Annotated in this window: 20 protein-coding genes and 1 tRNA gene; 8 read left to right on the top strand and 13 right to left on the bottom strand. The window is 67.6% G+C overall.

Annotation, left to right across the window (positions count from 1 at the left end; translation table 11 throughout):
- Positions 1-101 precede the first annotated feature (101 nt).
- Positions 102-1,007, top strand: coding sequence for a PAC2 family protein (locus C9424_RS04260; RefSeq protein WP_116765682.1), 906 nt, complete (start codon positions 102-104; stop codon positions 1,005-1,007).
- A 38-nt stretch (positions 1,008-1,045) separates the two neighbouring features.
- On the opposite strand, the gene mshC is transcribed toward C9424_RS04260, so the two are convergent.
- Positions 1,046-2,326, bottom strand: coding sequence for a cysteine--1-D-myo-inosityl 2-amino-2-deoxy-alpha-D-glucopyranoside ligase (mshC, locus tag C9424_RS04265; protein WP_116765683.1), 1,281 nt, complete (start codon positions 2,324-2,326; stop codon positions 1,046-1,048).
- Positions 2,327-2,341: 15 nt separating this feature from the next.
- Positions 2,342-3,175 carry an undecaprenyl-diphosphate phosphatase gene (locus C9424_RS04270; protein WP_116765684.1) on the bottom strand — a complete coding sequence of 278 codons (834 nt, stop codon included), beginning with the start codon at positions 3,173-3,175 and terminating at the stop codon, positions 2,342-2,344.
- Between the two features lie 52 nt (positions 3,176-3,227).
- On the opposite strand from C9424_RS04270, the gene C9424_RS04275 reads away from it, so the two are divergent.
- Positions 3,228-4,163: an aldo/keto reductase gene (locus tag C9424_RS04275; protein ID WP_116765685.1), complete on the top strand. Its 936-nt coding sequence runs from the start codon at positions 3,228-3,230 to the stop codon at positions 4,161-4,163.
- Positions 4,164-4,237: 74 nt separating this feature from the next.
- On the opposite strand, the gene C9424_RS04280 is transcribed toward C9424_RS04275, so the two are convergent.
- Positions 4,238-4,513 carry a hypothetical protein gene (locus tag C9424_RS04280; RefSeq protein WP_091254200.1) on the bottom strand — a complete coding sequence of 92 codons (276 nt, stop codon included), beginning with the start codon at positions 4,511-4,513 and terminating at the stop codon, positions 4,238-4,240.
- A 39-nt stretch (positions 4,514-4,552) separates the two neighbouring features.
- Between C9424_RS04280 and C9424_RS04285 the strand changes: the two genes are divergently transcribed.
- On the top strand, positions 4,553-4,786 hold the full coding sequence (locus C9424_RS04285) for a DUF5703 family protein (RefSeq protein WP_018772920.1): 234 nt from the start codon (positions 4,553-4,555) through the stop codon (positions 4,784-4,786).
- Positions 4,787-4,827: 41 nt separating this feature from the next.
- Here the strand turns inward: C9424_RS04285 and C9424_RS04290 are convergent, their stop codons facing one another.
- Both C9424_RS04290 and C9424_RS04295 read right to left on the bottom strand, forming a co-directional pair.
- A complete protein-coding gene (locus C9424_RS04290) occupies positions 4,828-5,991 on the bottom strand; it encodes an acyl-CoA dehydrogenase family protein (protein ID WP_116765686.1) in 1,164 nt (387 codons plus the stop codon).
- A gap of 14 nt (positions 5,992-6,005) precedes the next feature.
- A complete protein-coding gene (locus tag C9424_RS04295; protein ID WP_116765687.1) occupies positions 6,006-7,322 on the bottom strand; it encodes a M20/M25/M40 family metallo-hydrolase in 1,317 nt (438 codons plus the stop codon).
- Between the two features lie 164 nt (positions 7,323-7,486).
- Between C9424_RS04295 and C9424_RS04300 the strand changes: the two genes are divergently transcribed.
- Positions 7,487-7,569 (top strand) — tRNA-Leu (locus C9424_RS04300).
- Positions 7,570-7,621: 52 nt separating this feature from the next.
- Here C9424_RS04300 and C9424_RS04305 read toward each other — a convergent pair.
- The 4 genes from C9424_RS04305 to C9424_RS04320 all read right to left on the bottom strand — a co-directional run bounded on the left by C9424_RS04305 (position 7,622) and on the right by C9424_RS04320 (position 12,135).
- Positions 7,622-8,470 carry a S1 family peptidase gene (locus C9424_RS04305; protein WP_116765688.1) on the bottom strand — a complete coding sequence of 283 codons (849 nt, stop codon included), beginning with the start codon at positions 8,468-8,470 and terminating at the stop codon, positions 7,622-7,624.
- A gap of 261 nt (positions 8,471-8,731) precedes the next feature.
- Positions 8,732-9,418, bottom strand: a complete 687-nt coding sequence (locus C9424_RS04310; RefSeq protein WP_237563287.1) for a TM2 domain-containing protein — start codon at positions 9,416-9,418, stop codon at positions 8,732-8,734.
- Between the two features lie 57 nt (positions 9,419-9,475).
- Positions 9,476-10,588, bottom strand: coding sequence for an AI-2E family transporter (locus C9424_RS04315; RefSeq protein ID WP_237563288.1), 1,113 nt, complete (start codon positions 10,586-10,588; stop codon positions 9,476-9,478).
- Between the two features lie 29 nt (positions 10,589-10,617).
- Positions 10,618-12,135 carry a CYTH and CHAD domain-containing protein gene (locus tag C9424_RS04320; protein ID WP_116765690.1) on the bottom strand — a complete coding sequence of 506 codons (1,518 nt, stop codon included), beginning with the start codon at positions 12,133-12,135 and terminating at the stop codon, positions 10,618-10,620.
- Between the two features lie 240 nt (positions 12,136-12,375).
- Here C9424_RS04320 and C9424_RS04325 point away from each other — a divergent pair, with 240 nt between their 5' ends.
- Positions 12,376-12,645, top strand: a complete 270-nt coding sequence (locus tag C9424_RS04325; protein ID WP_116765691.1) for a hypothetical protein — start codon at positions 12,376-12,378, stop codon at positions 12,643-12,645.
- A gap of 137 nt (positions 12,646-12,782) precedes the next feature.
- Here the strand turns inward: C9424_RS04325 and malQ are convergent, their stop codons facing one another.
- A complete protein-coding gene (gene malQ / locus C9424_RS04330) occupies positions 12,783-14,996 on the bottom strand; it encodes a 4-alpha-glucanotransferase (RefSeq protein WP_116765692.1) in 2,214 nt (737 codons plus the stop codon).
- 9 nt (positions 14,997-15,005) lie between these two features.
- The gene (locus C9424_RS04335; protein WP_116765693.1) at positions 15,006-15,563 is read right to left on the bottom strand and encodes a hemerythrin domain-containing protein; all 558 of its coding nucleotides are present in this window, start codon (positions 15,561-15,563) and stop codon (positions 15,006-15,008) included.
- A 230-nt stretch (positions 15,564-15,793) separates the two neighbouring features.
- On the opposite strand from C9424_RS04335, the gene C9424_RS04340 reads away from it, so the two are divergent.
- From C9424_RS04340 to C9424_RS04350, 3 genes are all read left to right on the top strand, one after another.
- Positions 15,794-16,582, top strand: a complete 789-nt coding sequence (locus C9424_RS04340; RefSeq protein WP_116765694.1) for a M50 family metallopeptidase — start codon at positions 15,794-15,796, stop codon at positions 16,580-16,582.
- A 9-nt stretch (positions 16,583-16,591) separates the two neighbouring features.
- Positions 16,592-17,659 carry a glutathione S-transferase family protein gene (locus C9424_RS04345; protein ID WP_116765695.1) on the top strand — a complete coding sequence of 356 codons (1,068 nt, stop codon included), beginning with the start codon at positions 16,592-16,594 and terminating at the stop codon, positions 17,657-17,659.
- Positions 17,660-17,846: 187 nt separating this feature from the next.
- Positions 17,847-18,860, top strand: coding sequence for an FUSC family protein (locus C9424_RS04350; RefSeq protein WP_442862011.1), 1,014 nt, complete (start codon positions 17,847-17,849; stop codon positions 18,858-18,860).
- A 95-nt stretch (positions 18,861-18,955) separates the two neighbouring features.
- On the opposite strand, the gene C9424_RS04355 is transcribed toward C9424_RS04350, so the two are convergent.
- Both C9424_RS04355 and C9424_RS04360 read right to left on the bottom strand, forming a co-directional pair.
- Entirely contained in the window at positions 18,956-19,870 is a 915-nt protein-coding gene (locus tag C9424_RS04355; RefSeq protein ID WP_116765697.1) for a MaoC family dehydratase, read from the bottom strand.
- A complete protein-coding gene (locus C9424_RS04360) occupies positions 19,867-21,207 on the bottom strand; it encodes a 3-oxoacyl-ACP reductase (protein WP_116765698.1) in 1,341 nt (446 codons plus the stop codon). The genes C9424_RS04355 and C9424_RS04360 overlap by 4 nt, the downstream gene beginning before the upstream one ends.
- Between the last annotated feature and the right edge of the window lie 4 nt (positions 21,208-21,211).

Genomic DNA, 21,211 nt, shown 5'->3' on the forward strand with positions numbered 1-21,211 from the left:
GCGAATTTTGGCTGGCGGGCCGCAGTCTCCGTGCAGTTTTTTGCCTCTTCGCGGTGCTTCAATGCCTGCACTGGGAAGCGACTTGGACGTAGGGTGATGGCATGAACAGCTTCGAGGCAGACCCCACCGAACCAGGCGCCGTCTCCGAGCCGGAGCGGCTGCTGCAGCCCGTCCCCGAGGGCCGGCGCATCACGGTCATGCTGGCCGCCTTTGAAGGCTGGAATGACGCCGGGGAGGCCGCCAGCGACGCCCTGCGCTACCTGAACAAACTCTGGGGCGGCAAAAAAGTCGGGTCGATCGACGCCGACGAGTACTACGACTTCCAGTTCACCAGGCCTACGATCCGCCGGACGGCGTCCGGCGAGCGGAAGATCAAGTGGCCGTCCACCCGGATCTTCAAGGCAAGTGTCCCCGACTCGAATGTGGACGTGATATTCGTCCAGGGCACGGAGCCGTCCTATAAGTGGCGCGCCTACACCGCCGAGTTGCTGGTGCATGCCGAAGCCCTGCACGTGGACTACGTCATTCTGGTCGGTGCCCTGCTGGCCGATGTGCCGCACAGCCGGCCGATTCCGGTCAGCACGTCCACCGACGACAACGCCCTGCGGGAGCGGATGGACTTTGAAGCGTCACAGTACGAGGGCCCGGTGGGAATCGTGGGCGTGCTCGGCGAGGTGGCGCTGCTTGCCGGACTGCCGACGGTCTCGCTCTGGGCGGCCGTGCCGCACTATGTGGCCCAGGCGCCGTCGCCCAAAGCGCAGCTGGCCATCCTGAACCGGATCGAAGAGCTCCTGCAGGTCCCCCTGGACACGCAGGAACTCGTGGAAGAGGCCGACGCGTGGGAGCGCGGCGTGGACGAGCTCGCCACCGAGGATCCCGAGATTGCGGCCTATGTGCGCCAGCTGGAGGAGGCCAAGGACACCGCTGACCTGCCGGAGGCCAGCGGCGAATCTATCGCCCGTGAATTCGAGCGCTACCTCAAGCGCCGCAACAAGGACAAACCCTAACGCCCAGGCCGCGGCTGTCGGCTCCTGGAATCCGGCTCCTAGAGTTCGACGCCGAGCAGGGCGTTCACGGCATCGCCCACCAGTGCGGCGTCCGTGGCTGACGCGGTTCCCGGGGTGGCCAGCGCGGCCTGTGCCCAGGCGTCGATGGCGGCCAGGGCGCCGGGAGCGTTGAGATCATTGGCGAGCTCGGTCCGCAGCCGGCCGAGGAGGGACGCGGCGGATCCGTGCGGAGCCAACGCGAGGGCTTCGCGCCAAGTGCGGAGCCGGTCCTTGGCCTCCGCGAACCCGGCTTCGGTCCAGGACCAGTCCGTGCGGTAGTGGTGGGCCAGAATGGCCAGACGGATCGCAGCCGGCTCCTCACCGTCAGCGCGGAGCCGGGACACCAGGACCAGGTTGCCCTTGGACTTGCTCATCTTCTCGCCGTCCAGGCCCACCATGCCGGCGTGCGCGAAGTGGTGGGCCAGCGGAACACCCGCCAGCGAGTAGGCGTGGCCGGCACCCATTTCGTGGTGCGGGAAGATCAGGTCCGAGCCGCCGCCTTGGACGGTGAAGGGCTTGGGCAGGTACTGCTGGGCGATCACGGTGCATTCGATGTGCCAGCCGGGCCGTCCCTCCCCCAGTTCACCGCCGGGCCAGCTGGGCTCACCCTCGCGGGCAACCCGCCACAGCAGCGGATCCAGTGCCTGGCGCTTCCCGGCCCGGCCCGGATCGCCGCCGCGTTCGGCGAAGAGTTCGAGCATTTCGGCGTCGGACAGTCCCGAGATGGATCCCAGCGTCCAAGCATCGCGCGCCTCGGTGGAGTGCTTCCCGGCGGCCTCGACGTCGTAGTAGACGTCGCCGTCGGGCTCGCCGCCGGTGCCGGGAACCCGGTAGGCGAGGCCGTTGCGCAGGAGCCGCTCGATGGCGGGAACGATCAGCGGAACGGCCTCGACGGCGCCGACGTAGTGGTCCGGGGCGAGGACGTTCAGCGCCTCCATGTCCGTCTGGAAGAGCTCGATTTGGCTTGCCGCAAGTTCGCGCCAGTCAACTCCGGTGGCCGTCGCCCGCTCCAGGAGGGGGTCGTCGACGTCGGTGACGTTCTGGACGTAGGAGACGTGCTGCCGCCCGTCCCGCCAGGCACGGTTCAGGAGGTCGAAGGCGACATAGCTGGCCGCGTGGCCCATGTGGGTGGCGTCGTAGGGGGTGATGCCGCAGACATACATGGACTGCTCACCCGTGGCCTCCAGGGTGACGATTGCGCCTTTGGCGGTGTCGAAGAGGCGCAGGGCAGGCATGCTGCCCGGGAGCTGGGGAACAGGGCGGGAGATCCAGGATTTCACAGCCCAAGCCTAGTGCTAGGCGCTGATGACATTGAAACCGAGCAGCAGGTACAGGGCCATGCCCAGGAGGATCCGGTACCAGACGAACAGCCGGTAGCCGCGGGTTGAGACGTACTTGAGGAACCAGCCGATGATGACATAGCCCACAGCGAAGGCGATCACGGTGGCCAGGGCCGTTTCCGGGAGGCCGTAGGGGCCGGTGATGCCTTCTTTGGAGACCACTTTGTACAGCTGGTAGAGGCCGCTGCCGAAGACTGCGGGGATCGCCAGCAGGAACGAGTACCGGGCCGCCGCCTCGCGGGTGTAGCCCATGAGCAGGCCGGCGCTGATCGTGCCGCCGGAGCGGGACACGCCCGGGAACAGGGCCAGGGCCTGGGCGAGGCCGTAATAAAGGCCGTGTTTGTAGGTTAGTTGCGTGAGGTCGCGGTTCTGCTTGCCGACTGTGTCGGCCACGGCCAGGACCATGCCGAACAGAATCAGCATGGTCGCGACCCCCCAGAGGCTGCGGAGCACGGATTCGATCTGGTCCTGGAAGAGAAGGCCGAGGACGATGATCGGGATGCTGCCCAGGATCACGAGCCAGCCCATGCGCGCATCCGGGTCCTGCCGGGACACTTTGCCGGTGAGCGAACCGGTCCAGGCGCGGATGATCCGCAGGATGTCGCGCCAGAAATAGACGATCACCGCCGTCTCGGTGCCCAGTTGCGTGATGGCCGTGAAGGCCGCGCCGGGGTCGGCCGCGTTCGGGAGGAAAGCACCGACAATCCGCAGATGGGCGCTCGAGGAGATCGGGAGGAACTCGGTCAGTCCCTGTACGAGGCCCAGCAGAGCCGCTTGTATCCAGTTCACGTTTATAGACCCTACGTTATGAAGCAGCCCGAATCCCCGTAAGCTTGCTGACATGCAGCAGCGTTATGTCGGCAACAGTGGGTTGCGCGTGTCCGCCCTTTCCCTTGGCACCATGTCCTGGGCCCGGGAAACCGAGGAACAGGATGCCGCCGCCCTGCTGCGGGCCTTCGTCGATGGCGGCGGGACGCTGATCGATACAGCTGCTTCCTACGCTGACGGGCAGGCCGAGGCCATGCTCGGCGGCATGCTGGGCGACGTCGTCGCCCGCTCCGAGGTGGTGATCTCCACGAAAGCCGGACTCACGACGACGGACGGCCGCCGCAGCGTCGACACGTCCCGCAACGGGATGCTCTCGGGTCTTGACGCGAGCCTGGCGCGGCTGGGAACGGACTATGTGGACCTGTGGTTGGCACATGCCTGGGACCCCAACGTGCCGCTCGAGGAAACCCTTTCCGCCCTCGACTTCGCGGTACGTTCCGGCAGGGCGCGCTACGTCGGCGTTTCCAACTTCAACGGCTGGCAGACGGCTAAGGCCGCCGCGATCGCGGGCTTTCCCCTGGTCGCCAACCAGTCCGAATATTCTCTCCTGCAGCGCACCGCGGAGATTGAGCTGATTCCGGCGATCGAGGACGCGGGGCTTGGCCTCATGGCCTGGGGTCCGCTGGGACGGGGTGTCCTGAGCGGAAAGTACCGGGGTCACATCCCCGCGGACTCCCGGGCCGCCCAGCAGCGGCTCGCCACCTATGTGGAGCCCTATCTCGAGGCGCCGGCGTCCAGCGTGGTCGAGGCGGTCGCCATGGCGGCGAAGGGGCTTGGCCGGACGGCCTTGGACGTGTCGCTGAGCTGGCTCCTGTCCCAGCAGGGGGTGGCCACCGCCGTCGTCGGTGCACGGACCCCGGTGCAGCTCAAGGAGATCCTGGACGCGACACTCGCCCCGCTCCCCCCGGAGATCGCGCAGGCGCTCGAAGACGTCTCCGACCCCGTCTAAGGGCTGCCGGGGTGCCTTCTGCTAGCCGTGGGCGCGGGCCCGGGCCCGGGCGGATTCGACCACGTTTTACGGGCCTAGTTCTCTGAGTTCTGCAGGATTTCGAGGTCTTCTTCGTCGTCGACGTCCTCGTCGTCCTCGTCCTCTTCGTCGCCGTCGATCACTTCGAGGGGCGTCACTTCGCCGTACGCTTCGTACAGAGCGTCGTCGTAGACTTCAAAGGCATCAGCAACGGCGAAGAACGCCGCTTCGACCGCGGGATCCCCGTCACTCCTGCGGGCGGAGACGGCCGCCAGGTGTTCTTCCAGTGCAGAGGTCAGGGATTGAAGCGCGACACGCGGATCGATGCTCATGACTTCACGTTAGCCGGAAAAAGACGAAAATGGAGAGCAATGAAAGAACATTTTCTGAGCAGCTCGGTCCGGCGGGAACGGGACTATGTCAAGCAGTACGAGTACCTCGTCCTGACGGTCGGTCCTGAGGATTCTCTGCCCGAGGCCCGGCGCCGGCTCGTGGAGCATTCCGAGTACGGCAAATGGGAGCTGGAGCGCAGCCGCCTCTATGTCGGCGGCGGACGCCGCTTCTGGCTGCGCCGCAAGGTCATCCAGGTCCAGCGCACCGTCTAAGACGCCCCGGGCCGCTCCAGGCCGCTCCAGGCCGTGTCCAGTCAGGGCGTGTCCAGCGGACCCAGCCAGGCGTTCGCCACGGTGTTGTGCGCTGATTCATCGTCCGACGGGTGGAACATGCCCGCGAGCACGTCCCGGTACAGCCGCTCGAGCTCGGAGCCGCGGAAGTAGCTGGAGCCTCCGGACACCCGGATGGCGAGATCCACCACGGTCCGGGCGGTTTCCGTCGCCCGGACCTTGAGGCCCACGAGCCGGGGGAACCACTGGTTGCCCATGTCCGCGAGTTCGTCGACGTCGGCTGCCACGCGGGACAGTTGCGGGTAGAGCGCATCCATGGCCATCGCCGCTTCTGCCACCTTCCAGCGGATATCCGGATCCTGGGCGTAACTGCGGCCGCCGTTCTTGAAGGATGTCCGGCGCTTCACGGCCTCCACCCCGAGCGTGAGCGCCCGTTCCCCGATGCCCGTGTACACCGCTGCAAGCAGGGTCTCGAAGCAGGCAAAGATCGCGAAAATCAAGGGATCCGCGTTGGGACCCACCGGAAGCTTCCGGAAGATCCGCTCCGCCGGCACGACGGCACCGTCCAGGACCGTCGTATTGGACTGGCTGGCCCGCATGCCGAGGGTGTCCCAGTCGGGCAGGATCTTGTACCCGGGCGTGTCCCGCGTGATGAATCCGTGGACCAGTTCCCCGGCACCGTCCGCGGCGGAGGCGTCCTTCCCGAAGATCCCCAGCCGGGTCCAGGCCGGGGACAGGCTCGTGAAGATCTTGCGGCCGGTGAAGCTGTAGCCGCCGTCGGGCAAGGGGACGGCCTCGGTGAGGGAATCGAACAGCACGGAGTCGTTCCCGGCCTCCGAATTCCCGAACGCGAAGACCTCCCCCCGTGCAGCGTCCTTGAGGACGAAATCCAGTGAGGAGTCGCCCCGGGCGGCCAGGACGTGCGCGACGCCGGTCCAGACCAGGTGCATGTTGACCGCCAGCGCGGTGGCCGGCGCCGCCGTAGCGAGCCGGCGTTGCAGCTGCGCCGCATCGGCCAGACCGAGTCCCAGGCCGCCGTCGGCCGCCGGGACGAAGATCTTCAGGTACCCGGCCGCCGTCAGGTCCGCGAGGTCCTCATGGAAGAAGGCGTTGTCGCGGTCATAGCCGGCGGCGCGGCCGCGGATCCGTTCCAGCAGTGGCCCGGCGAGGATGTCCTCGGGCGTCATGGCGGGGTGTCCGCTCAGTAGTTGGTGAGCAGGGTGTTCAGCACCCGCGCACCGAACTTCAGGGAATCAGCCGGGACGCGCTCGTCCACGCCGTGGAACATGCCGGTGAAGTCGAGCTCGTCCGGAAGCATCAGCGGGGCAAAACCGTAACCGGTGATGCCGAGCCGGCTCAGGGACTTGTTGTCCGTTCCGCCGGAGAGCGTGTAGGGCAGGACCTTGGCGCCGGGGTCCTCGGAGTGCAGGGCGTCGATCATTGAATCGACGAGGTTCCCGGCGAACGGCACTTCCAGTGAGACGTCGTTGTGCACGTAGCTGATGTCCACGCCGGTCCCGGCGAGTTCGCGGACGATCTCCAGCACGTGCTCCTCCTGCCCGGGCAGGGTGCGGCAGTCGATGAGGGCCTCGGCGGATTCAGGGATGACGTTGTGCTTGTAGCCGCCCTTGAGCAGCGTGGGGTTGGTGGTGTTCTGCAGCGTGGCGCCGACGAACCGGGCCACGGTACCGAGTTCCTTGAGGATCTTGTCCGGATCGTCCGGATCGAATTCGACGCCCGTGAGTTCGGTCACACCGTCGAGGAACTGCCGCGTGGTGGGAGTGAGTTCGATCGGCCAGTTGTAGGCACCGATCCGGGAGACCGCGCCGGCGAGCCGCGTCACAGCGTTGTCCGTGTTGATCTGCGAGCCGTGGCCCGCGCGGCCGTGGGCGACGAGGCGGAGCCAGGAGAGGCCCTTCTCGGCCGTCTGGAGCAGATATGTGCGCTGCCCGCCGATGGTCGCGGAGAAGCCGCCGACCTCCGAGATCGCCTCCGTGGCGCCCTCAAAGAGTTCGGGGCGCTTGTCGACCGCGTAGCGGGCCCCGTAGGTGCCGCCGGCTTCCTCGTCGGCGAAAAACGCGAAGATGATGTCGCGCTTGGGCTTGCGGCCCGTACGGGCGAAGTTGCGCAGCACGGACAGGATCATGGCGTCCATGTCCTTCATGTCCACCGCGCCGCGTCCCCAGATCAGGCCGTCTTTGAGTTCGGCGCCGAAGGGGTCCACCGACCACTGCTCGCGGAGGGCCGGCACCACATCCAGGTGGCCGTGGACCACGAGGGCGCTGGCGGAGGGGTCCTCCCCCGCCAGCCGGGTCACCACGCTGGCCCGCCCCGGGGCCGCCTCGAAGATTTCGGCGTCCAGCCCGACTTCGGCCATGAGCCCGGCGGTGTACTCGGCGGCCGCGCGTTCACCGGGGCCGGAGCCGTCGCCGTAGTTGGATGTATCGATCCGGATCAGCTCCTGGCAGATCCTGACGACCTCGTCCTCGGGCCTGATGTCGGTCCGGTTGTCAGTCATAGCGGCTCCTCGTGGCGGGTGGCTCAATTGCTGGCTTCAGCCTACCCACACCACCCCCGCTGACCCCGATTATTTGTTTCCGGAAAAGTCGTGCTAGAGTCTTTCTCGCTGCTTCCGAGAAAAGCAAAACGCTGAAAGGCGAAACGAACTCGGAATTACCACCTGCGCGGGTGGCGGAATGGCAGACGCGCTAGCTTGAGGTGCTAGTCCTCGAAAGGGGGTGGGGGTTCAAGTCCCCCTCCGCGCACAACGGGAAACACCCTGGAATCAAAGGATTCCAGGGTGTTTTTTTGTGCAACTCAGACCCCGCTGTGTGTCGCCCGGATCCAGGATGACTCGTACGGGATCGACGTCGATAAGTCGAGGTACTTCGCCGCGGGCGGGTCTTCGTAGGCAGAGATGATCCCGACAAGCTTGAGAACGCCGTTTTCCGTCCGCAGCACCGGCCCCCCGCTGTCGCCGTGGTTGGCAGATTTGGCGCGCGAGAAGGTGCAGAAACTCCATTCCCCGGTGATGGACGAACATGACCCCGAGGCGACTACTCTCGTGGACATCGCCGCGAGGCTGGCAGGCAGGCCGAGAGGGCAGCTTTGATGGCTGAGGAACGGGTCTCCGAGGCAGCCGTAGCCGGCTAGCACGACGCTGGTGTTCGCCGGAGGACTCACTGTGGCCAGCGGAATTGGCGCTTCAGCCACGGGATGCGCCAGATGGAGTACGCCGATGTCGTCCCTGAGCAACGACTCGTTGAAGCCCGGGTGGACAATCAGCCCTCCCTGCGAGACCGGGACCGGCACGGTGAATTGCCCGGGGTGAGATCCATAGTGGAACGTGACGTCCGCTGTTCGTGGCGTTCCGCCGTTGTAGTGAAGGCAGTGAGCGGCAGTGACGACCGCATAGGAGCTGATCAAGGCCCCGCTGCAGGTAGCGACGGCACCACCGGGATAGACAAGCTGGATTCTCACGGCCCACGGGTATTTGTTGGGGCTGAGGATGGTTCCGTTATAGATTGCCTGGGCCGGTGGCGCGACCCCAAGGAGGCCGGCGAGGGCCAGGACCACGGCCACCAGAGCGGCTCTCCATCGAGGACGCGGACTGTCCGTCGATGGTGCACTGGCCGGAACGTGGTGCTGGAAGCCGATGTCTGGCATGGGGGTTCTCCGTCAAGCAGGTACGGACAATAGTCGGTCGTGACCGGCATGCCCGGTTTGCGATATGGATGTGTACTGCCCCAGCCACAGGCCATCACTGTGCGCCCGTTGCTTACCCGGAGTCAAGGCAAAAAAGAAAGCCGGCCGGGATCGCCTTCCGATGCCCTTCCCGCCGGTTTGTCTTTGTTCCACCCGGACGGAGTACTCCGTGAAAGTGAACATTTTCCGGGCGACCAGGACCGTGTGTTACTCCGTCCTGCCCTACCCGGGTAGACGGTATTCCTGGGCCGTGAGGTGCCAGATGGTGCCGGTGGTGCTGACTATCAGTGTGTACGTTCCCGGGGCCAGGGTGAGGCCGATCGCCCCGGCGCCGGCCTTGACCAGGGACAGCACGGTGAGCGCCGGCCCTTTCACGGGTTGGAGGTAGGCGACGGCGGGCCCGGTGAAGGTGTACTCGATGTGGAGCTTGCCGGTAACGGTCACGACCGGCCCCGGGGGTTTCGTGCCCGAGGCCTCCGCGACGGTGACCCACTCCTTCGCCGGTGGCGGCGGGGCCGGGTGCAGCAGGGCGTTTACGGCGGTGACAGTGGCGGTGACAGTCCCGGTGACGGGGGCCGCGGTGACGCAGAACAGCGCACCCGTGAGGGCGCCGACCAGGACAATTGAGGCCGTGCGCAGGCCGCGTCGCAGGGAGTTAGTCCCGACTAAGGGCATTGATGCACCGTCGGCAGCGTATTCTTCGGTGATCCGGAACAGGTCAATGAGCCACCAGATGCCGGCACCGCCGAGCGTCAACAGCTTCAGGGTGCCGGTGACGGGGCGGTGAAGGTAGAACCGGTCCGCGCCCGTGAAGCCCAAGAACAATGCCAACAGCCACGCAGTGCGCAGGGAGCGCCGCGGCGGCATGTCACCTTCGAAGAAAAGCCCGTATTGCTTGGCCGGGGGCACATTCCGATTCTGGACCAGCTACGCCGGGATGTCCACGACAGGGCATTTCATGCCCTCTCACTCAAGGGGCTCTCCGTCCGGCAGCTCGGGCACCGGCATCTCCGGTCCGGGCAGCTGATCTTTTTCGGTCCACGTCTTGAGGACGGTCCAGGCGACGGCGGTGATCGGAACGGCCAGCAGCGCGCCGACGATTCCGGCGAGGATGGTGCCGGCGGCCAGGACGAGCAGGATGGCGAGCCCGTGGATGCTGAGCACTTTGCCCATCAGGACCGGCTGCAGGAAGTGGTGTTCGAGCTGGTTCACCGCGATGACGATGGCGAGGACGATCAGCGCCTGGATGGGACCGTTGGAGACCAGCGCGACGGCAATCGCCAGGGTGCCTGCGACTGTGGCACCGACGATGGGGATGAATCCGCCCATGAAGATGAACACACCCAGCGGGAGGGCCAGCGGAACTCCCATAACGGCGAGGGCGATCCCGACGGTGAGGCCGTCGATTGCGGCGACGATGGCAGTGCCGCGGACGTACCCGCCCAGGACGGCGGTGCTGCGGTCCGCGGCCAGGCGTGCCCGGGCGCGGTGGTCCGCGGGAAGGTAGCCGATGAGAAAGGTCCGGATCTCAAGGCCGTCCTTGAGGAAAAAGAACAAGGTCACGACCATCAGTAACGCGCCGGTGAAGATTTCCCCCACGGTCCGTGCCCCGGTGAGGGCTTCTGCACCGAAGGTGCTGGAAGTGAGGAACACCCGGGCAGAGTCGATGGCTGCGGTGATCTGTCGGTCGGTGACGGGGACCGGCCCGTTATTCAGGAAGGCATGCAGTTGGTCAATCCCCGCAGCGGCGCGGGCTGAGAGCTCTGCCCACTGGTTGTTCACCAGGAAAACGATGCCCGTGATGATGCCTCCGACGACTGCGAGGATGGCCACGAAGGAGGCAACGACGGCGAGGGCGCGCGGCCAGGCATGCCCGGTGAGCCAGCGGACGAGCGGGGAAATCGCTGCAGCCAGGATGACGGCGATCAGGACCGGGATGATGACAAGCGGGATGCGCGTGGCCGCCCAAATGATCGCGTAGGCAAGGGCAGCCACCGCCAGGGCTTGGACGGCGCGGATGCTCGCGCGGCCGAGTCCGTCTGACCAGATGGCCGGCAAGCCGGTGCGGGGTTCGGTCATAGGGCTCTCTCTGCGGTTGGGAACGGTGTCTAGTTCCAGTGGAGAGGCTCCGGCCTGGACTTCCGCCACGCGCGGTAGAAGCTGGCGCGGGCCTCCTCGCCGCGCTGCTGCTCCAGTGCGTGGAGGCGCCCATAGCTGAATCCGTTGCCCCCGCCCGCCGCGGTCTGGGCCGCCAGCATTCGAAGGGTTTCCCGGGTTACGACGCTGTCCTGGAGGTCCCCGAGGATCTCCTGGATCCCCTCCGCGGTTTGAGCAAGGGACGTTGCCTGCTTGCTGAAAATCGGGGCTGCCGCTTCGGCGGCATAGCGCAAGCGCTTGGCGCATTTCCGGACTTCATGCAGTGCGGCATCCTCCGGCGCCGTTCCGGTCGCGCTGATCGCGGCGCGAACGGCTTTCTTCAACCGTTTGCGTTCAGCCAAGACAAGAAGGCCAATTGTCCGCCGTGCATCCCGGCTTGCAGCGTCCGTGAGGGGCGGTCCGGCAACCAGGGCATCGAGGGAATCGAGGAGGCGGAAGTAGCGGTCGCTGTCCAGCGCCGCTAACCCTGCAGCATGGGCCTGGCGATAGGTGGCGCCAAGGTTCTCCTCGATCTGCTGCGCAACCGGACCCATCAACAGCTCAGCGGGCTCGGCACTCATCAGGTCCTTCAGTCTGGCCCGCATGACTTCGGTGTCCCGCGCCTCACCAACAGCGCCGGCCAGCCACTGGAGCTCTGCCCTTAGGAACCGGGGCGTCGTGGCGTCCATGAGCGTCCGGAACGACGCCAGCGCCGACCGCAACCGGCGCGCGGCCACCCGCAGCTGATGCACGGCATCCGGCTCGTCAGTGCGGACACCCGGATCGTGCTCCTTGAGGGCCTGAACCTGTTGGGACAGGTACAACAGCAGGACGTCCGACGCCGGCCCGTGCCGGCGCGGGTCGGGCACCGCTGCGGGACTCACAGGTACGTTAGAACCGAGCGCCCTGGCCAGCTTGGACGGCAGGGCGGCCACGGGGACTCCGTCCGCGGCGAGCACATCATCCGCGTCGGCCAGCAGCTGTCTGGTGCCGTCGACGAGTTCAATTTCCCATTCCCGCCACCGCGACCGTTCCGCGGGGGTCAGGAAGGTTTGCGCTTCCACCCGGTCGTCGCTGAACGAGGCCAGGACCGTGCCTTGGGCGGAATACAGGGGAATCGAGTTCCGCCGGGTCTTGAGCCGTGCGACCGGCACCAGCCCGTGACTCCGGGCATGAACCTGCACCAACTGACGCAGACGCTCCGGGACCGGACCCTGATCGCTTCCAAGCGGCTCCGTGATTTCACGGCGTCCCTCCGCGGCGAGCGGGAGCTTCAGGTGCCACCCCGCATCCTGGCCGCCGGTGCGCCGCCGCAGGGTGATTCGCTGAGCGGCCAGTGCCAGTTCTTCGGTGTCAAAATAGACAGCGTCCAGCTCCTCGATGGCGGCCTCGCCCACGCGGCCTACTCCCGGAAGAGCGGCCAGCTGCGGAAGGGCAGCAGATTCCGCCGGGCTGTACTTGTGTTCCACCTCGGTTACGTCGGCGGCCATGATTCATTGTAGGAACGAACACGTGCGTCCGGCCTGTGCCCAAAGGCCCTTATCGCAGGAGAGTGACCGGGAAACCCGGTAAACGAGTCGGGCGGCCATCCCGTGGAGCGCGGCCATTCAGAAGGCACGCAGATCCCGGCGGCATGCGGCAAGAAAATAGTCTTGCCCGGCTATGGAGCGGCGAGTAGCCTTCGGCGCAGTGGGCCTGCGGACCGCTGGCCCCCTAAGAGAGGATGCGCCATGCCAACCATAATCGGCCACCACGACATCAAAGACAAGGATCACTGGCTTGCCTCACCCAAGCGCGAAGAGGTGTTCGGCCCTCTTGGCGTCACCAACATCCGCACGTTCGTCGACCCGCAGAACCCCAAGCACGTTGCGGTAGTGATGGACGTTCCTGACTTGGACGCATTCAAGGCTGCGATGCAAAGCGAAGCAATGGGCGAGGCGATGGCCTACGACGGCGTACTGCCCGAGACCCTGGTCATCCTCGTCGAGGACAAGGCTTAGCTTCACCGGAGACAGCCGGGTGCACTCGGACGTGGCGAAGCTCCGACCAAATAGCGGTTGACCGGAGCTTCGGGACCATTATGGGCACCCGTTCCTGTGTGTAGGCCGGGAAATACCTGACCTACTGGTTCAGCAGATCACTCATCAGTGGCGCAATGGAGTGCACTCCGGACCGTACCCAGGAGGGACAGGAAGCGCTCATTGGCCGGCAGGTCATCGATCAGGACGACGCCCTCGGGCCCGGCCAGCGGGATGCGCCAGTTCGGATACTCGGTGCTGGTGCCCGGCTGGTTCTGGGTCCGCGACTCCCCCACGGCGTCCACGAGCGCCACGCCCAGCAGCGCGGACGGTGCCAGCGCCGTGTAGGCATAGAGCGCCTCGACCGTCGTCCGGAAATCCGGGCCGTCCGTGCCGCCGCCTTCCGCCAGCAATCCGCGGGCCCGGACCTGCGCCAGGACGGCCTCCTGCTCGGCCGCTGCCTCGGCGCGTTCCTCATCCACGGGGCGCCCCAAAAGCCCCAGCGATTCCCGCAAGGTGACGTGCTCACCGGCGAGGTAGCCCGCCGTCGGGGGAAGATCGTGCGTGTTCACGCTCGTCAGGCATTGCTGGCGGTAGTGTTCCGGCGGGATGGGGCCATTCGCGTCATGTTCGAACCAGAGGATCGAGGTGCCGAGGATTCCCCGTTCGGCCAGATAGTCACGGACCCAGGGTTCGAACACGCCCAGGTCCTCACCGATCACGATCGCCCCGGCGCGTTGAGCCTCCAGCGCGAGGATACCGATGAGGGCTTCGTGGTCGTAATAGACGTAGGTGCCGTTGCCCGGGCCGGCGCCCTCGGGGATCCACCAGAGCCGGAACAAGCCCAGGATGTGGTCCACGCGGATGCCTCCGGCGTGCCGCAGCACAGTCCGGAGCATGTCGCGGTAGGCGGCGTACCCGGATTCGGCGAGCCTGCCCGGATGCCACGGCGGCTGCGACCAGTTCTGGCCCTGCTGGTTGAACATGTCCGGCGGTGCGCCCACGCTCACGCCCCGGGCCAGGACACCGGCCAGGGTCCAGGCGTCGGCGCCGCCAGGTTTCACGCCGACCGCGAGGTCATGGACTATGCCGATCTCCATGCCTGCCTGATGCGCCGAGCGCTGTGCCGCCTCGAGCTGCTGGTCGCAGAGCCACTGGAGCCAGCGGTGGAAATCCATCCGGGCGGCGAGCGTTGAACGCTGCTCGGCACAGTACGGTGAATCCGGGTGTGCCGCCGCCCCGGCCCACTCCGGCGCCGACGGCGGCAGTTGTTCGGCGAGCGCACACCACAGCGCGAAGTCCTCGAGTCCCTGTCCTTGCTCGGCACAGAAGTCGGCGAACTGCCGGTTGCGGGCTGGTCCCCGGCGGACCGCATAAACGAGTTCCAGGGCGGCCAGCTTCGCCGCGTAGGCGGCGTTGCGGTCCAGGAGGTCCCGGGACTGGTTGGCTGCCTGCAGGCTCGCGGCCAGGCGCGCTACCTCGGCCCGGCCGGGTGCGTCCAGATAACCGTATTCCGGGATTTCCTCGACCCGCAGGTAGAGGGGATTGAAAAAGCGCCGTGTGGTGGGCAGGTACGGGGAGTCTTCCACAGGCGGTACCGGTTCGGCGGCGTGCAGCGGATTGACCAGGACAAAGCCGGCCCCCTGCTCACCTGCGACGACGGCGAGGTCCGTGAGGTCTGCAAAGTCGCCAATCCCCCACGACCGGGCGGACCGCACGGAGTAGAGCTGGGCCGTCAACCCCCAGGAGCGACGTCCGGCGAGCCGGGCCGAGGTCCGGAGCCGGCCGGGCGTCACGATCAGCGGACACTGGGCCACCGTGCCGTCGGCGTCCGCCCTCAGGGTATGCCAGCCGAGGCCAATGTGGCCGGGGACGGCAAAGGTCGCACGGCCGGTGAGGACGCCGTCGACGTCGACCGGCTGTTCCCAGTTCTCCTGCTGGGCGGCCTCGTGCCTGCTGCCGTCCTCGGCGTCGATCCAGACGCGGACGCGGCTTCCGTGCGGCACGTGGACATCCACGTGGACATCGCGTCCCTCCCCCGGCACCCCCTCCCTGAGTACAACGACCGGCGGGAGGATGCGCCGCCACGGCGCGAGCCGGGACTCCGCCAGCGAGCGTTGCTGCTCCGCAATCCCGTTGGCCGGGACTCCCAAGGCTCCCAGAACGTCCCGGAGCGTGTCCGCGGCCACGGAACGCTCTATGCCGTCCCAGCCCCAGTACGTCGTACCGACGCCATGGGCCGCGGCAAGTTCGCGCAGGAGCGCGTCTGTGGTGTCGGTGTGCCCGGGAAGCACGGAGTCGTCGGGGTTCTCGTGGTGCGTACGGTCCGCCATGCGCCCACTCTAGACGCTGCCCCCGCGGCCCGCGCCCCCTCCATGGATGTGGGATTCACCTACTAGTTCTTCGAGCCCCTCGACGGCCGCCGCCAGCGACAGGTCCGGGTGCTCCACAAGGAACGGCAGCAGGAGACGGTTCTCCTTCTCCAGGTGCACGGCGAAGAGGCCCCTCAGGGTGCCGGCCGCGACGGCGGCGTCCACGCCACCGGCTCCGCGCAATTGGTCGATCGCTCCAGCTATCGCCTGATGCTCGGCCAGCAGGGCCGCGACGAGCAGCCGGGCCTCCGGCGTGCCTTCCGCTCCCCCGTACAGCGGGCCCTCCTCGGCGACCGCATGCGGGAGGAGGTCGGTTTCGCACCACTCCACGAGGACCTCGTGGGCATCGTGCTCGGCGACGGCCTTGCCCGCCGTCACGGCGTGGATGAGAGCGTCGGTCAGGGCGACGAGGCGCTTGAGCATCGCCGTGTGATGGCTTTCGACCGCCTCGAGGGCACGGACTTCATCGGCCGCGTCCCCGGGCAGCGTGTTCCGCGGCGTTGCGGCCGCGGCGTCCGGATTGTCCATAGTGACTCCTGGCTGGGCAGGATTGATGGTCGGATTCCACCTTACGGACACGGATCTCCGTGCGGACGGGTCTTTCGGCCCGTTCGTCCGCCCCGCCGCGTGTGTAAGGCACGGCCGCACCCGGCCTTGACCCGGATCCGTTTCGACGCCGTCGCAGCGTCCACGCTAGCCTTGCACCCTATGGTTGACGACGAACGGTACCGGATCCCTCAGCACGCCTCGGGCAGGCCATGACCCGGTTTCTCGTGGCCGGGGAACCGAACCTGGCCCAGACATGGTGGGAGCGGATCGTGGCCGGATTCGGCCACGCCCCCAGCCCGCACGTGACCAGCACCGAGCTCGCCGTGGTGATCCTGCTGGCCGTGGCCGTGTCCCTGCCCCGCCTCACCTGGCGCTACTTTGGACTGCTCGCCACGGTGACCCACGAACTCGGCCATGCCTTTGCCGCCCTCACCACCGGACAGCGGCTCGGCGGTATCCGTCTGGGCCTGGATCACTCCGGCACCACCACGACGTTCAGCAGGAGCCGTGCCTCCGCAGCCTGGTCCACCTTCTGGGGCTACCCCGTGCCCGCGGTCGTTGGCGCCGTGATGGTCTGGTGCGGTTTCAACGGCTGGGGACCTGCGGCGATGTCCGTGGGAACCGTGATCCTCCTGGCGTCCTTCCTGTTCCTCCGCAACGGCACGGGCCTGCTCATCACCGCCGCCGCCGTGCTGGCCGCGGCGCTCCTGGTGCTGTTTGTGCCGCCGGTGTTCAACGGGCACGTCATGATCGTGCTGGGCCTGGCGCTCCTGGTCGCCGCCGTCAGGGACCTCCTTAAACTGGCAAACGTCCATCTCCGGCACCGTGACAGGCTCACGACGTCGGACGCCTATCTGCTGGCCCGGGCCACCTCGGTCCCTGCCGCGGTGTGGATTACCCTCTTCGCGGCCGTGGTGGCCGTCGCCTGGTGGTTTGCGTGGCAGCCGATGGCGCCGGTGTTCACGGCCGTGTTCGGACACGTCATTTCCCCGCCGTAGGCTGGGACCATGAGCCAGACTACCCACACCGACGACCCCGGATTCAGCACCAAAGGCGCGTACGTGACCGGCGGCGCGGAATTCACCCGCGACACCAACTACATCGAGGACCGGATCACCCGGGACGGAGCCCCCGGCCGCAGCGGCGAACCCGGCTGGCCCGTCGAGCCTGGGCGTTACCGGCTCATCGCAGCACGTGCCTGCCCGTGGGCCAACCGCACGGTGATCGTGCGCCGGCTCCTGGGCCTGGAGGACGTCATCTCGCTCGGCCAGCCCGGCCCCACCCACGATGCCCGGTCCTGGACCTTTGACCTCGACCCGGACGGCAAGGATCCGGTCCTCGGGATCGAACGCATCCAGGACGCCTACTTCCGCCGCTTCCCCGGCTACCCCCGCGGGATCACGGTCCCGGCGATCGTGGACGTCCCCACCGGGCAGGTCGTGACCAACAACTTCCCCCAGATCACCCTCGACTTCTCCACGGAATGGGCGCAGTACCACCGCCCCGGCGCGCCGGAGCTATACCCGGAACATCTGCGGGAAGAAATAGACGCCGTCAACAAGCGCGTCTTCACGGAAGTGAACAACGGCGTCTACCGGTGCGGCTTTGCCGGTTCCCAGGAAGCCTACGACGTCGCCTACGACCGGCTATGGACGGCCCTCGACTGGCTTGAGGAGCGCCTTGGCGGGCAACGGTACCTCGTGGGCGACACCATCACCGAGGCAGACGTCCGGCTCTTCACGACCCTGGCGCGCTTCGACGCCGTGTACCACGGGCACTTCAAGTGCAACCGGCAGAAGCTCAGCGAGATGCCGGTGCTGTGGGCCTACGCCCGTGACCTCTTCCAGACCCCCGGGTTCGGGGACACCACCGACTTCGTGCAGATCAAACAGCACTACTACATCGTCCACGAGGACATCAACCCCACCGGCGTTGTCCCGCGCGGACCGGAGCTGGGCAACTGGCTCTCCGCCCACGGCCGCGAAGCACTGGGCGGCCGGCCGTTCGGCGACGGCACGCCGCCCGGACCGGTGCGCCCCGGCGAAGAGGTCACCCCGGGACACGGCGCAGCCTGACCGGCAAACACTGTCCTGCCGGGGTTCGTCCATTTGTCGCAGCAAGATCTCCAGCCTAGGGTGAGCCGGGATGACTACGACAGACGAGGCAACGCACACCGGAGGCCCCTCCGTGTTCCGGCGGCTCTGGCGGATCGTGGCCGACAACGTGTCCTCGGCGCTGCTGTGGCCACGGCTGCAGCTGGCCATGAAGGCAGGACTGGCCGCGGGCGTGGCCTTTGCCATCGCCCCGCTGATGCCCGGCCCCGCGGCCGACTACCCCTATTACGCTCCGCTGGGCGCCCTGGTGGCGATGTACGAGAACGTCGCCGGCTCCATGAAGCAGGGAGTGCAGACGCTCGCGGGGCTGGCGATAGGGATTGGACTGGCCTTTGTGCTTTTCATCCTCGGCAGCCCCTCACCGCTGACAGTCGGGATCGTGATGGCTTTTGGTGTTGTCCTGGCCGGACTTCCTAAGATCGGCGCAGGCCGGGACTGGATCCCGACGGCGGCGCTTCTGGTCCTGCTCGTGGGCGGCCACAACCCGGACACGTTCTCCTTCGGGTACCTCTTCCAGATGGGCGTCGGAGTCACGGTGGGCATCATTGTGAACCTGCTGGTCTTCCCGCCCCTGCACTTCCGGGCCGCCGAGCTCAGCATCGCGGAACTTCGCCTGGCACTCGCCCAGCAGCTCCGGGACATGGCCACGGCGCTCAAGGAGAGCTGGCCGCCGGAACACGAGGACTGGTCCAAGCGGTCCGACTCGCTCGAAGCCTCCGCGCGCTCCGTACGGCTGGCCGTGGAGAAGGCGGACGCCAGCCGGCGGGCGAATCCCCGGCGCCGGCTCCACCCTCGGGACATCGAACTGGATTACCGCAACCTGAGGGATCTTGAGCGGGTGACCTTCCACGTCCAGGACGTGACGCAGGTGCTGTCCGATGTCATCTGGGCCAAGGACACACCCTTTGTGGTGCCGGATGAATATACCGAGCCGCTTGCCGACGCCATGTCCGCCGTGGCTGACATCCTGCGCTCGATCGAGGAGGAGAGCCCGGAAGAGCAGTTGGAGCGGATTGAAGCGGCCGACTCTGCCGTCAAGGCGCTGGCGGGACGGATCGGCGCCGAGGAAACGTCCACCGACGCCCCCAGCGCAGTCGAGTCGATCCTGATGAGCCTGCACCGGATGCTGCGGGTCGTGAAGTCCTCCGCGGCCAGCGACTGACGCCCGGATACTCCGGCCAAAGGCCCGGACCATGACGGCGGCGTCCGTCCCCGTGCGGGGGGCGGGCGCCGCCGTCGTTCCTGGCCGGCTACCGGCTAGGACAGCGCCGCGACGGAGCCGCTGAAGTGCCGCCGCCCGGACAACGGGTTCCACGCCACGTAGTCGGAGCGTTTCCATGCCCCGCCGCCGGCCTGAACGGTGCTGATGTCCAGCGCCACGCGGGCCGGCAGGAAGACCGGCGCCTCGAAGGCCACCTCCCAGCTGAACGAGTCCCCCTTGACGGCACCGACGTCCGCCAGCGCCCGCGACGCGAGGTACATGCCATGGGCGAGGGACCGGCGCAGCCCCATGGCCTTGGCCGTCAGGACGCTTAGGTGAATGGGATTGAAGTCGCCGGACACGGCCGCGTAGGCGCGCCCGGTGTCTACGCCCAACTGCCAGATCGCCGTGGGATCCGGTGCCGAGAACGGCGGCGGCGCTACCGGCACCGACGGCTTGTCGATCCCGGGCAGGAACACGCCCTTGGCCAGGTAGGTCGAGACCCCGCGCCACCGGACTTCCGCTTGCCCGGCGGCCCGGACCTCGGCCACGACATCAAGCTGGGTGCCGGCTCTGTGTCCACGCAGGTTGTCCACCCGGGCACGGATGTCCAGAGCCTCGGTGAACAGCACCGGCGCGGACTGCACCACCGTGTTGCTCAGGTGGATCATGCCCAGCAGCGGCAGCGGAAAGTCGTCCCGGTTCATCACGCTCATGGCCAGCGGAAACGCCAGCGCATGGATGAACCCGGCGGGCAGGACATCGCTCGCGGTCTCACCGATCAGGTGCTGGTAGGCGGTCAGGTTGGTGACGTCGGCCCGCACGCCGCGGACTTCGTGGGTGTAAGGCGGCAGTTCGGTGCCGCCGTGGGTGCCCAGGACCCGCCGCCGCGCCGCGGTGGCCGCCGCGTTGACGTAGAGCTTGGACAGGGCCGGCATCTCCCCAAGGATGACGGTCTGGGAACTGCTCATGCGCCCACCAAATTCTGCCCGCAGACGCGCAGCACCTCTCCGGAAATCCCGCCGGCGGCGTCGCTGGCAAGGAACGCGATGGCCTCGGCGACGTCCCCCGGCCGGCCGCCCTGCTGCAGGGAATTGAGCCGGCGCGCGATTTCGCGGGTGGCGAAGGGGATCCGCGCGGTCATCTCCGTTTCGATGAAGCCGGGAGCGACAGCGTTGATGGACCCGCCGCGCTCGCCGATGAGCGGCGCTGTGGCGCGGACCATGCCGATCACGCCGCCCTTGGACGCGGCATAGTTGGTCTGGCCGCGGTTGCCGGCGATCCCGCTTGTGGAGGCCACGGAGACGATCCGCGGCGAGTCGCGGAAGTGCTCAGAGGCCAGGAGGGCGTCATTGATCCGCAACTGCGCGGCGATGTTGACCGCGATGACGGAGTTCCAGCGGCCCGCATCCATATTGGCCAGGAGCTTGTCACGGGTGATTCCGGCGTTGTGGATCACGATGTCCAGCCGGCCGTGGCGTGCCACGGCGTGGTCAATGATCCGCTGGCCGGCGTCGCTGCGGCTGATATCCAGCTGCAGGGCCGTGCCGTGGACCTCGTTGGCCACGGCCGCGAGATGGTCGCCCGCGGCCGGGATGTCGACGAGGATGAGCGTGGCGCCGTCGCGGTACAGGGTGCGGGCGATCGCTGCCCCGATGCCCCGGGCGGCGCCCGTCACCACTGCCACCTTGCCGGCCAGCGGCTTCTCGACGTCATCGGGAAGCTGCCCCGCACCGGAGGTGACGGTCAGGAACTGCCCGTCCACGAACGCCGAGCGGCCGGACAGGAAGAACCTCAACGCCCCCAGCGTCCCGGGGCTGGTGGTGTCGGCGCCGGCGGCGAGCAGGATGCCGTTCCCTGTGGCGCCCGCGCGCAGTTCCTTCGCCAGCGACCGCAGGAGGCCGTCCACGCCGTGCCGGGCCGCCGCCGTCGCCGGCTCCACCGCGGAGTCCGCCGTACGGGACACTGTGATGACACGGGCATTCGGGGCCAGGTCGCGCAGCGAGGTGGCCGCCGTGAGGACCGGGTGCTCCAGGTCCTCGGGACGGGCCAACTCGTCCAGCACCAGGATGATGGCGCCGAGCTTCTCCTTCGGGATCGCGTGGCGCCGGACGTCGAGGTTCCAGGCCAGGAGGGCCGCGGCCAGGCTGTCGGCGCCGCTGGTGGAGCCCTGAACCAGGACCGGCCCCTCGATCAGGGGGGCACCGGGCCGGTACCGCCGTAGGGCCACCGGCTGCGGGAGCCCGAGCCGCTTGGCAATGTCCCGGCCGGGTCCGTGGCTGACGAACCGGGTGTATGTGTCGGTCATCGGG

Source organism: Arthrobacter sp. H-02-3, assembly GCF_003097355.1.
GTDB lineage: Bacteria > Actinomycetota > Actinomycetes > Actinomycetales > Micrococcaceae > Arthrobacter > Arthrobacter humicola.

Coding starts and splice junctions, on each gene's coding strand:
- C9424_RS04315 (WP_237563288.1), bottom strand. CDS start 10,588: ATGACCGAACCCCGCACCGGCTTGCCGGCCATCTGGTCAGACGGACTC.
- C9424_RS04340 (WP_116765694.1), top strand. CDS start 15,794: ATGACCCGGTTTCTCGTGGCCGGGGAACCGAACCTGGCCCAGACATGG.
- C9424_RS04295 (WP_116765687.1), bottom strand. CDS start 7,322: ATGACTGACAACCGGACCGACATCAGGCCCGAGGACGAGGTCGTCAGG.
- malQ (WP_116765692.1), bottom strand. CDS start 14,996: ATGGCGGACCGTACGCACCACGAGAACCCCGACGACTCCGTGCTTCCC.
- C9424_RS04360 (WP_116765698.1), bottom strand. CDS start 21,207: ATGACCGACACATACACCCGGTTCGTCAGCCACGGACCCGGCCGGGAC.
- C9424_RS04260 (WP_116765682.1), top strand. CDS start 102: ATGAACAGCTTCGAGGCAGACCCCACCGAACCAGGCGCCGTCTCCGAG.
- C9424_RS04275 (WP_116765685.1), top strand. CDS start 3,228: ATGCAGCAGCGTTATGTCGGCAACAGTGGGTTGCGCGTGTCCGCCCTT.
- C9424_RS04280 (WP_091254200.1), bottom strand. CDS start 4,513: ATGAGCATCGATCCGCGTGTCGCGCTTCAATCCCTGACCTCTGCACTG.
- C9424_RS04345 (WP_116765695.1), top strand. CDS start 16,592: ATGAGCCAGACTACCCACACCGACGACCCCGGATTCAGCACCAAAGGC.
- C9424_RS04285 (WP_018772920.1), top strand. CDS start 4,553: ATGAAAGAACATTTTCTGAGCAGCTCGGTCCGGCGGGAACGGGACTAT.
- C9424_RS04350 (WP_442862011.1), top strand. CDS start 17,847: ATGAAGGCAGGACTGGCCGCGGGCGTGGCCTTTGCCATCGCCCCGCTG.
- C9424_RS04335 (WP_116765693.1), bottom strand. CDS start 15,563: ATGGACAATCCGGACGCCGCGGCCGCAACGCCGCGGAACACGCTGCCC.
- C9424_RS04305 (WP_116765688.1), bottom strand. CDS start 8,470: ATGCCAGACATCGGCTTCCAGCACCACGTTCCGGCCAGTGCACCATCG.
- C9424_RS04325 (WP_116765691.1), top strand. CDS start 12,376: ATGCCAACCATAATCGGCCACCACGACATCAAAGACAAGGATCACTGG.
- C9424_RS04355 (WP_116765697.1), bottom strand. CDS start 19,870: ATGAGCAGTTCCCAGACCGTCATCCTTGGGGAGATGCCGGCCCTGTCC.
- C9424_RS04320 (WP_116765690.1), bottom strand. CDS start 12,135: ATGGCCGCCGACGTAACCGAGGTGGAACACAAGTACAGCCCGGCGGAA.
- C9424_RS04290 (WP_116765686.1), bottom strand. CDS start 5,991: ATGACGCCCGAGGACATCCTCGCCGGGCCACTGCTGGAACGGATCCGC.